General features: G+C 32.5%; 10 protein-coding genes. 2 read left to right on the forward strand and 8 right to left on the reverse strand.

All coding sequences use genetic code 11. From position 1 onward, the window contains the following. The 3 genes from ACHZC3_RS06295 to ruvB form a co-directional block, all read right to left on the reverse strand. Positions 1–1,034: malic enzyme-like NAD(P)-binding protein (locus ACHZC3_RS06295; RefSeq protein WP_394759025.1), on the reverse strand; the 1,034-nt coding region annotated here is incomplete at its 3' end. A gap of 63 nt (positions 1,035–1,097) precedes the next feature. Beyond that, entirely contained in the window at positions 1,098–2,024 is a 927-nt protein-coding gene (queG, locus tag ACHZC3_RS06300; protein WP_394759026.1) for a tRNA epoxyqueuosine(34) reductase QueG, read from the reverse strand. A gap of 44 nt (positions 2,025–2,068) precedes the next feature. Then, a complete protein-coding gene (gene ruvB, locus ACHZC3_RS06305; protein ID WP_394759027.1) occupies positions 2,069–3,091 on the reverse strand; it encodes a Holliday junction branch migration DNA helicase RuvB in 1,023 nt (340 codons plus the stop codon). 101 nt (positions 3,092–3,192) lie between these two features. Here ruvB and ACHZC3_RS06310 point away from each other — a divergent pair, with 101 nt between their 5' ends. Continuing rightward, complete coding sequence (locus tag ACHZC3_RS06310; protein ID WP_394759028.1) at positions 3,193–4,638, forward strand: APC family permease; 1,446 nt, start codon at positions 3,193–3,195, stop codon at positions 4,636–4,638. A 200-nt stretch (positions 4,639–4,838) separates the two neighbouring features. On the opposite strand, the gene accD is transcribed toward ACHZC3_RS06310, so the two are convergent. The 3 genes from accD to ACHZC3_RS06325 all read right to left on the reverse strand — a co-directional run bounded on the left by accD (position 4,839) and on the right by ACHZC3_RS06325 (position 9,405). Continuing rightward, complete coding sequence (gene accD, locus ACHZC3_RS06315; protein ID WP_394759029.1) at positions 4,839–5,693, reverse strand: acetyl-CoA carboxylase, carboxyltransferase subunit beta; 855 nt, start codon at positions 5,691–5,693, stop codon at positions 4,839–4,841. A 71-nt stretch (positions 5,694–5,764) separates the two neighbouring features. Beyond that, entirely contained in the window at positions 5,765–6,832 is a 1,068-nt protein-coding gene (gene fbaA / locus ACHZC3_RS06320; RefSeq protein ID WP_394759030.1) for a class II fructose-bisphosphate aldolase, read from the reverse strand. 41 nt (positions 6,833–6,873) lie between these two features. After that, a complete protein-coding gene (locus ACHZC3_RS06325) occupies positions 6,874–9,405 on the reverse strand; it encodes a BamA/TamA family outer membrane protein (RefSeq protein WP_394759031.1) in 2,532 nt (843 codons plus the stop codon). Positions 9,406–9,442: 37 nt separating this feature from the next. Here ACHZC3_RS06325 and ACHZC3_RS06330 point away from each other — a divergent pair, with 37 nt between their 5' ends. Further along, complete coding sequence (locus tag ACHZC3_RS06330) at positions 9,443–10,165, forward strand: TrmH family RNA methyltransferase (RefSeq protein WP_394759032.1); 723 nt, start codon at positions 9,443–9,445, stop codon at positions 10,163–10,165. 20 nt (positions 10,166–10,185) lie between these two features. On the opposite strand, the gene ACHZC3_RS06335 is transcribed toward ACHZC3_RS06330, so the two are convergent. Together ACHZC3_RS06335 and ACHZC3_RS06340 are read right to left on the reverse strand one after the other, a co-directional pair. Next, a complete protein-coding gene (locus tag ACHZC3_RS06335; RefSeq protein WP_394759033.1) occupies positions 10,186–10,893 on the reverse strand; it encodes a porin family protein in 708 nt (235 codons plus the stop codon). Between the two features lie 2 nt (positions 10,894–10,895). Next, positions 10,896–11,374, reverse strand: a 479-nt coding sequence (locus tag ACHZC3_RS06340; protein ID WP_394759034.1) for a ubiquinone/menaquinone biosynthesis methyltransferase, incomplete at its 5' end; no start/stop codon positions are given.

Consider the following 11,374-nt stretch of genomic DNA (forward strand, 5'->3'; position numbering starts at 1 on the left):
GCCATTTTCATAGCTTCGTTAATTTTAGTCGCTCTCACATCGAGTGCCCCACGGAAAATATACGGAAATCCTAAAACATTATTTACTTGATTAGGAAAATCAGAACGACCAGTTGCCATAATAATATCCTTTCGAGTAGCAATGGCAACATTGTAATCGATTTCTGGTGTTGGGTTTGCCATAGCAAAAACGATAGGGTCGTTTGCCATTCCTAATAACATTTCGGGCGTAAGAATATTTCCTGCAGAAAGTCCTAAGAAAACATCAGCACCAATTAAAGCTTCATGTAAATTAATATTCGGCTTTGCTTTAGAATATCTTTTTTGTAAGTCGGACAAATCTGTTCTTTCCGAAGAAAGCACACCATCTTTGTCGAACATAATAATATTGTCTGGATTTACTCCTAATAGTACGTATAAATTAGCACAAGCCAATGCTGCCGAACCCGCTCCAGAAACAACTAGTTTAACTGTTTCTATTTTTTTATCAGCTAACTCTAATGCATTTAATAAAGCAGCCGATGAAATAATTGCAGTTCCGTGCTGATCGTCGTGCATCACTGGAATATTGAGTTCTTCGACCAATCTTCTTTCTATCTCGAAAGATTCTGGTGCTTTGATATCTTCTAGATTTATTCCTCCAAAAGTTGGCGCAATAGCCTTTACTGTTTCTACAAATTTATCGATATCTGTAGCATCAACTTCTATATCAAAAACATCAATATCAGAGAAAATTTTAAATAATAAAGCTTTTCCCTCCATGACTGGTTTGGAAGCTTCTGGACCAATATCACCTAACCCTAAAACGGCAGTTCCATTAGTAATTACAGCAACCAAATTCCCTTTGGCAGTATATTTATATACGTTATTTACGTCTTTTGCAATCTCAAGACAAGGCTCTGCAACTCCTGGCGAATAAGCCAATGACAAATCACGTTGGGTAGCATATTTTTTAGTTGGGACAACTTGTATTTTTCCAGGTGTAGGTTTAGCGTGGTATAGTAATGCTTCTCTTCTTTTATTATCTTTTGACATGTTTTAAAATTACTATGAATTTACAAAGTTAAAATATGCTACGTAACAATGAAATTTTTCAGGTTAATCTTTTAGAAAATTTATGTTTCTTTTTAATCCTTCTAGTTTTGTTCGTTTTACTGCAGAATCTTTAAATATCTTTTTGAATGTGTCTTCTGTTATTTCCTCCCAGTCTTTCTTTGTGTAGGATAAAATTTCAGAATTAGGATGAAAAAGTGGTTCGCTGTGTGGTTTCGAAAATTTATTCCAAGGACAAACATCTTGACAAACATCGCAACCAAAAGCCCAATCATCAAATTTCCCTTTCATTTCAAGAGGAATATTTTCTTTTAGTTCGATGGTGAAATAAGAAATACATTTGCTCCCGTCAACAATATAAGGGGCAACAATAGCTTCAGTTGGACAAGCATCTATACAAGCAGTGCAAGAACCACAATGATCTGTCGTCGCATAATCATATTCGAGATCTAGATCGACAATGAGTTCTGCAATAAAATAAAAAGAGCCAACTTGTTTGCTGAGTAAATTGCTATTTTTTCCTATCCAACCCAATCCAGATTTTGCCGCCCATGCTTTATCTAACACAGGTGCTGAATCTACAAAAGCCCTGCCAGAAACTTCTCCTATTTCTGTTTGAATGAAATACAATAAGGCATTCAGTTTTTCTTTAATAACAAAATGATAATCCTGTCCGTAAGAGTATTTTGAGATTTTATAAGAATCAGAATTTTGAATTTCTTGTGGATAATAATTTAGTAATAATGAAATCACACTTTTTGCATCATCAACAAGTAATGTTGGATTGAGTCTTTTGTCAAAATTATTTTCCATATAGGACATTTGTCCTTGCATTTGCTTGTCTAGCCAATTTTCTAATCGTGGCGCTTCTTCTTCCAGAAAACCTGCTTTAGATATACCACAAGACAAAAACCCGAGGCGTTTGGCTTCGGATTTTATGAGATTTGTATATTTTGATTTGTTGTTTATCACAAATAATTTAAGATTCGTCCTTCGTCAGAATGACAAAATTGCTATTAAAAAAGCCCTCCTTGAATATTCGTTTTAACTTTTCCTAAGTGTTTATAGGCTTTTTCGGTAACTTCTCTTCCACGAGGCGTTCGCATGATAAATCCTTCTTGAATTAAAAAAGGTTCATATACTTCTTCAATGGTTTCGCTGCTTTCAGAAACGGCTGTCGCCAAAGTAGATAATCCTACTGGACCTCCTTTAAATTTATCGATTATCGTGGTTAGAATTTTATTGTCCATTTCGTCTAGACCATGAGCATCAACGTTTAAAGCATTTAAAGCAAATTTTGCTATTTCAATATCAATACTTCCGTTACCTTTTATTTGAGCAAAATCTCGAACACGTCGTAACATGGCATTGGCAATTCGAGGTGTTCCTCGACTACGACCAGCGATTTCTATAGCCGCTTCCATTGTGATAGGCATTTTTAGAATAGAAGAACTTCTTTGTACAATAGTGGTTAGAAGTTCGGTATTGTAATATTGTAATCTACTTTGAATACCAAAACGGGCACGCATTGGAGCAGTTAATAATCCGGAACGAGTGGTTGCTCCTACTAATGTAAAGGGAGATAAATTAATTTGAACCGAACGAGCGTTAGGTCCAGATTCGATCATAATATCAATCTTAAAATCTTCCATGGCAGAATATAAATATTCTTCGACAATTGGGCTTAACCGATGAATTTCGTCTATAAACAAAACATCACGCTCATCAAGATTAGTTAACAATCCTGCTAAATCACCGGGTTTATCTAAAACTGGTCCAGAAGTAATTTTTATACCAACACCTAATTCATTAGCTAAAATATTGGCTAAAGTTGTTTTTCCTAATCCTGGAGGACCATGAAAAAGGGTGTGATCAAGCGCTTCTCCACGAAGATTGGCTGCTTGCACAAATATTTTTAGGTTTTCTAAAACTTGTTCTTGCCCAGAAAAATCATCAAACGAAAGTGGTCTCAATTTTTTTTCTAAATCGAGTTCTTCAGGATTATAGTTTTGATTTGTAGGATCTAAATTTTCATTCATTTTACAAATATAAAAGTTTATTCGTGGATTTGGTTATTTGTTTATTCGAGAGTCATGCATATTTAATAAAAAAACTATATTAGCATTCAAAAAATAATTTTATGCAAGAAGAAAAACAAACTTTTAAACGTGAATTAGGATTATTAGATGCCACGAGTTTAGTTGCTGGGTCTATGATTGGTTCTGGGATTTTTATTGTAACGGCTGCTATGGCTAGAGATGTAGGTTCTGCGGCTTGGCTTTTAGTGATTTGGTTAGTTACAGGTTTATTGACTATGACAGCTGCATTAAGTTATGGTGAATTAGCTGGAATGATGCCTAACGCAGGCGGACAGTTTGTTTATATTCAGCGTGCTTATGGCAAATTAATGTCATTTTTGTATGGCTGGACAGTTTTTACAGTAATTCAAACAGGAGTAATTGCAGCTGTTGCTGTGGCTTTTGCTAATTATTCGGCTGTATTTTTTCCAATATTAGAAAATAAAATTTTTACTATTGGCGAAAGTTATGTTTTTACGAACAAGCAAATTCTGGCGATGGCGAGTATTATTTTGTTAACCTATATTAATACAAAAGGTGTGCAAAGCGGAAAAATGATTCAGTTGGTTTTTACCTCAGCTAAGTTATTTGCCTTGTTTGCAATTATTATTTTAGGATTGTATGTTGGTTTGCAAACCGATGTTTTATCTAACAACTTCGCTAATATGTGGGAAGCTTCCAAGACAGTTTTGAATGAAGATGGAACGGTAACCGTAACCCAATTAGCTGGTATTGCCTTACTAGGCGCTATGGGAGCAACTATTATAAATTCTTTATTTTCTAGTGATGCATGGAACAATGTAACTTTTATTGCTGCTGAAATTAAAGACCCCAAAAAGAATATTCCTAGAAGTTTGTTTTTGGGAACGTTGATTGTTACAATTATTTATATTTTGGCCAACATTGCTTACTTGGCTTTGTTACCAATTAATGGAACTCCCATTGGAGAATCTGTGATGAATAACGGAATTATGTTTGCTAGTCAAGATCGTGTTGGTGCAGCAGCTGCCAATGTAATTATGGGAAATATTGGAGTTTTTGTAATGGCAGGATTAATTATGGTTTCGACTTTTGGTTGTAATTCTGGTTTGATACTTTCAGGTGGGAGATTATTTTATGCGATGTCTAAAGACGGATTATTCTTTAAAAAAGCTGGCGAATTAAACAAAAATAATGTTCCTGAAAAAGCACTTTGGTTTCAATGTGTTTGGGCTTGTGTGCTTTGTATTTCTGGAAAATATGGCGATTTACTTACCTATGCTACTTTTGCTTCTTTGCTATTTTATATACTAACCATTTATGGTGTGTTTATTCTTAGAAAAAAAGAGCCAGATGCCGAAAGACCATATAAAGCTTTTGGATATCCTTTAATTCCAGCAATTTATATTGTGATTACTTCTTTGATTTGTATTACTTTATTAATTTATGATACTACAAATACAGGCTTAGGATTATTTATTGTATCGTTAGGAATTCCTGTTTATTATTTGACTCAAGGGAAAAAATAATTTTTTAATGACCATACTTTAGCCCAGATTACTTCACTGTTTTTTAATTTAATAAGTGTTCAGTAACTTCATTTGTAGTGGAAATCTTTAGTGAAAAAGCACACGTTTTTGTTGGAGCAAAAAAGTGTGCTTTTTTTTAGAAAACTTGTAGTGGAAAGCTGGATTAGTTTCGAACTAAAACAATCTACTAATTTTGTTATTTATCTGATTTTGTTATTTAAAATCAAATCTAAATATAAATTTATTTTGTCTTTTAGTTCTTTTCTAGGGGTAATAAAATCTAAAAAACCATGCTCTAAGACAAACTCAGCCGTTTGAAATCCTTCTGGCAAATCTTTTCCTGTAGTGTCTTTTACAACTCTTGGCCCCGCAAAACCAATTAAAGCTCCTGGTTCAGAAATATTTACATCGCCAAGCATTGCATAAGATGCTGTTGTACCACCAGTTGTAGGATCTGTACATAAGGAAATATAAGGAATTTTTGCTTCTGCAAGTTGAGCAAGTTTAGCTGAAGTTTTTGCCAATTGCATCAACGAATAAGCAGCTTCCATCATACGTGCTCCTCCTGATTTTGAAATCATAACAAATGGAATGTTGTTTTTGATAGAATGATCTATTCCTCGAGCAATTTTTTCTCCTACAACTGCTCCCATCGAACCGCCAATAAAAGCAAAATCCATACAACAAACCACTAAATCCCTTCCTTTAGATTTTCCAACTGCAGTACGAACTGCATCTTTTAGTTTGGTCTTGCTCATAGCGTCTACCAAACGATCTGAATATTTTTTAGTGTCTACAAATCCAAGTGTGTCTTTAGATGTCATATTTGCATCTAACTCTTTAAACTCATTGTCATCATACAATATCTGAAAATACTCTGCACTTCCTATTCTTACATGAAAATCATCTTCTGGACTTACCCAAAGATTTCTTGCTAACTCATCGGCATCAACAATTTTACCTGTTGGAGATTTGTACCAAAGTCCTTTTGGAACATCCATTTTATCTTCGGTAGCTGTTGTAATTCCTTTTTCTTTTCTTTTAAACCAACTCATATTCTTAATGGATAATGGATAATTGACAATGGATAATTATTAATTGTCAACTATCAATTGTTAATTGTTAATTATAATGTATTTACGTTATTCAAATCGGCGAAAGCCTGTTCTAATCTTGTATTGAAAGTTACTTCTCCTTCACGAAGCCATTTTCTAGGATCGTAATGTTTTTTGTTTGGAGATTCAGCTCCATCTGGACTTCCTATTTGTGTTTTTAAGTAGTCTATATTATTTACCATATAATCACGAATTCCTTCGGTGAAAGCAAATTGTAAATCGGTATCAATATTCATCTTTATAACTCCATAACCTATTGCCTCTCTAATTTCTTCAAGTGTAGAACCAGAACCACCATGAAAAACAAAATCTACAGGATTATTAGCTGTTTTGAATTTATTTTGAACATAATCTTGCGAGTTTTTTAAGATTTTTGGTGTCAGTTTTACATTTCCTGGTTTGTAAACTCCATGTACATTCCCAAAAGCTGCGGCGATTGTAAAACGAGGAGATACTTTCATTAATTCTTCATAAGCATAGGCAACTTCTTCTGGTTGTGTGTATAATTTTGAACTATCCACATCTGAATTATCAACTCCATCTTCTTCTCCACCTGTAATACCTAACTCTATTTCTAAAGTCATTCCCATTTTGCTCATTCTTTCTAAATACCTTTTGCAAATTTCGATATTTTCTTCAATAGGTTCTTCTGATAAATCTATCATATGAGAAGAATATAATGGTTTTCCTGTTTCGGCAAAATGTATTTCAGAAGCATCTAGTAAACCATCTATCCAAGGCAACAACTTTTTTGCACAATGATCTGTATGAAGAATAACAGTTGCTCCATAAGCTTCTGCTAAAGTATGTATGTGTTTTGCTCCTGCAATGGCTCCTGCAATTGCAGATTTCTCGTTTGCATTAGAGAGACCTTTTCCAGCATTAAACTGAGCTCCTCCATTTGAAAATTGAATAATAACAGGTGCTTTAAGTTTTGCTGCTGTTTCTAAAACGCCATTTATAGTATCTGAACCTACCACATTTACTGCAGGTAATGCAAATCCCTTTTGCTTAGCATAATTAAAAATTTCTTGAACTTGATCTCCTGTTGCAACACCAGATTTTATATTGTGAGTCATTTTTATTATTTTTTAGAATTACAAAATTACTAATTTAACTTTTAGAATGGATAGTTTATACCAATATTTACCACAGCTTTATTTATAGCCATTTCTTTAAACCATATTCCGTTTTCTGTTTTTATACCGTTTTCTGTTTTTTTGGGATTGTATGTTTTAAAACCAAAATCTAATCTAGCTAGGAAAAACTTAAAATCATATCTAAATCCTAGACCAGTTCCTAATGCTAAACTCTTTAGAGATGAAATTCCAGAGAAAACTTTTTTCTCATCGGTTTCATTATCAAGAACATTCCAAATGTTACCACAATCAGCAAAAAAAGCGCCGTTTAAATTTCCAAAAATTTTATATCTAAATTCTGCATTTAGAGCAATTTTCATATTTGCTTCGTTAAAATCGTTTAGTCCGCCTGAACTTCCAGGCCCTAAACTATAAGATTGCCATGCACGATTATCGTTTGAACCGCCTGCAAAATAACTTCTAGAAAAAGGTACCGATTTAGAATTCCCATAAGGAATTGCAATACCAAAAAAACTTCTTACCGCAACAGTTTTTCCGTTTGTTAAATCCCAGTTTTTAACGAAATCAAATTCTGCTTTTATGTATTGAGAATATTGTAGCCCAAAAACATTTTTTGTGCCATCAAGATTTTTTGGGACTTTAGCAAGGCTTGATGCTAATGAAAGTACGTTTCCAGCACTTTCTAACTTTCCTCTAAAACTATAAAATTCTTTATCAAAAAAATCTGTTTTAGAATCTTTGTAATAACCAAAGTTTGCTGCAAAAATTAAATTATTCTCTGTAAGTCTATCTTTTCTTTCTTTAATACTTTTTATAGTCTTATAATCAGCACTGGTTGATGGCAAAAGTGGATATTGGTTATTTAATACACTATTCATAAAATTATCTGCACCACCGTCAGCAATAGTAAGATTATCAGAATTATTATTATAGAATTTTGCTAAATCATTTAAGCGATCATAAGTTGAACTGTACACATTAAAATAGTTTCCGACATTAATGTTTTTTACATATTGAATATTTACCAAGTCAAATTTTACAGTTGTATTCTTTTTAGGCGTCCAATTGTAATTGATAGCCGCAGTAAGATTTTCTTTATCCAGTCCGATATTTGTTTGCTTGGCAAATCCAACACTTATAACACTAGAAGGAATCATGCTTTTATATATTATTTTATCGGTTCTAAATGGGAGGAATATTCTTGGAAAACTCAATCGTAAATCAGCACCAATTTCTGAAATATTAAAAAATCTGTTGTCTGCGATTTGAGGATCATTCGAAGACCCAATATTTGCTCTAAGTCCTATTTGTAATATTTCTGCACCTCTAAAAAGATTTCGTATAGAAAAAGCTGGACTACCCGTTATACCAAAAATCTGAACATTAGATCGAGTAAAATCGGCATTAGCCTCGAAGTGAAATTTTTCTTTTGAAGTTATATAGATATTTGTTTTTAGCGTTTGTGTAAGCGTATCTTCAACAAACTGAATGTTAGGATAATTGAATACTTGTAAGTTACTTAATGACCGTAAAGTAAGAGTTCTCTTGTCATCACTAAACAAACTATCTTTTTGAATAAAAACAGCGTCAGTAATAGCTTTTGGTCTATATCGCAATTTATTTGTGCTGTAAATATTAAAATTTTTGTATGTTGTACTATCTGTTATTTGTGTTTTGTTATTTGTAAAAATATTTACCTCGCCAATACGATATATTTTATATGGTTTTGATTTTGTAGAATCGCCAACCTTAACCACTTGATTTGTAATATTTATTTTAACTGGTGCTTTTTTACTAGTTGTATCTATAACAAAACCTATACTTTGCTGTTGAAAATAATAAGCTCCATGATTTCTAAAATAGGCAGTTATTCTACTACGTTCGTTTGTTAAATTATCTGCTTTATATTGTTGTCCTTCTTTTATAAATGATTTAGATTTTGAAAGTAGATACAACGAATCTAATTCTGGCGTTTCTATATCTTGCGAAATAGTGTCTAAAAATGTTGCCTTCCCTGTAGATACAGAATAATTTATATTTCCTCGCTTGTTCTTGTCGTAGTTTACTGTAAATTTTGCATCAGCATCAAAAAAACCATTATTAAAATAATAAGCTTTTAATCTTTTTACAGATCTTTTAGCTTTCATTGTATCAATAATCACTGGAGGTTCTCCTGTTCTCCTCAAAAAACTATGCCAGCCAGAATACCAAAAAGATTGTCCTAACCTATCGACTTGTTTCTTAGAAAGCCATTTGGCTTTTCTCTTATATTTTTCAGGATTAGCTGTATATTTTGCTTTAAAAATAGAATCAGTATTGTTTTTAGCCAAGTTATACATATTTAACCGAAGCTTATATCCAAAAATTGAGGTGTTACGTTGCTGTACTATTTGTTCAGTTATATCTTCTTGCGAATTTTTTTTATCATTTACAAGAATTTCATTTTTAGTTAGCAAGTATTTCCCTTCTGGAACTTTCTTCACCACATTACATGCCGAAATAAGTGTCAGAATTAGAATAAATAATGATATTTTTGCAGTACTATTGTTCAAACTTTTTTAAAAATTTACTTCAAAAATACACTTTTTTATGGTTAGTAAAAACCAAATAAAACTTATAACGAGTTTAGTTCAAAAAAAATACCGTAAACAACACGAATTATTTTTTGCCGAAGGTACAAAAGTGATTGAGGAATTATTGCACTCTAATTTTCAGTTAGAACACTTATACCATACTAAACCAATGTTTTATGAAGTTTCTGAAATTCAAAAAACATTAATTTCTGACTCAGATTTAAAGAAAATAAGTGCACTAACAACTGCAAATGATTGTTTAGCTGTTTTTAAAATTCCTCAAGAAAAAAAAATTGAAAGTAATGGATTAATTATTGCGTTAGACGACATTCGTGATCCTGGTAATTTAGGAACAATTATCCGTTTATGCGATTGGTTTGGAATTTCTCAAATTGTTTGTTCTGAACAAACTGTAGATATTTATAATCCTAAAGTGGTACAAGCCACAATGGGTTCTATTGCTCGGGTTACTATTTCTTATCTAGATTTAGAGTCTTATTTAAACGATGTGAAAACAGAAATTTTTGGCACCTTTATGGATGGTGAAAACATTTACAAAAAACACTTGCCACAAGAAGGAATCATTGTCCTTGGAAATGAAGCTAACGGAATATCTAAATCGATAGAAGAAAAAATAACACAAAAAATTACTATTCCTCGCTTTGGCAATTTGCAACTAACCGAAAGTTTGAATGTAGCTACAGCCACAGCAATTGTTTTGAGCGAGTTTAGAAGATAGCGAACAGACGAAGCAAATAATTAATGAAACGCAAAGTTTATAAAAATTCCTCTTGTAGCCATTTTATCAATATTTCCTGTCCAAGGGCTATTGGGATCTTTGTCCGAAATTAATTCGTTTTTCATTCCAAAAACACCTCTTATAGATGGTGAAAATTTAAAATACTCAAAATACAAATCTATTCCTAGTCCTAATTCGTAATTACTTGTGTTTTTAACCATCCTGAATCTATTAGATGAATTGTCATCAGGTGAATCGGCATTACTAGACAAATTTAGATCTGTAGAAACACCCCCAATTACGTAAGGCCTAACATTTCCCATTCTCTTGGAAGAAAATTTCAGTAATAAAGGAAAATGAATATACGTAGATTTTACTTCACGAAGTGCATCAACATTGTCTGTAAAATTTGGAAAACGCAGATTTCTCTGACCATAATACAAACCAGGTTCAAAACGCAAATCTATATATTCTGTCAATCTTAAATTTGTTATTAGACCCACATTAAAACCTGTCTGACTATCGACAATAACATCTTGGTCGTCAAATTTTTTGTCTATTTTAAAATCATAGTTATTAAACCCAAGATAAAACCCGAAATGAATCTTTTGCTTGTCAAAATTTTCAAGATTTATAATAGGTCTTTTTGCAAACATGCTTTTAGTAAAAACCTGAGCGTTACTGGTAGTTGAAGTTATGATTAGTAATAAAAAAAGTGCTTTTTTCATAATTATTTTTTAGAAGCCGAATAAATTGTTGCTACTCCAAATGTTTGCGGCAAATGCTCTACTTCTATAAACCCAATATTCCGTAAAATATTGTTCAGTTTCTCGCCATAAGGAAAAATAGAAGCCGAATCTGATAAATATTGATACGCTACTTTGTCCTTAGAAAATAATCTGCCAATAAGTGGTAAAACATATTTTGTATGAAAAAAATAACCCTGTTTAAAAAGAAATTTTTCCGGAATAGATGTTTCTAAAATAACAAAAATCCCATTCGGTTTAAGGACACGCAATATATCTGCAAGTCCTTTTTCGAGGTTCTCAAAATTTCGAATCCCAAAACTTACCGTTATGGCATCAAAAGAATTATCATCGAATGGCATTTTCTCTGAATCTCCAAGAATCATTTCTATTTTGTTAGACAGGTTTCTATCGGCAATTTTTTGCTTTCCTACTTCAAGCATTCCTGCCGAAATATCTAAAC

This window comes from Flavobacterium sp., from assembly GCF_043720215.1.
Classification (GTDB): Bacteria; Bacteroidota; Bacteroidia; order Flavobacteriales; family Flavobacteriaceae; genus Flavobacterium.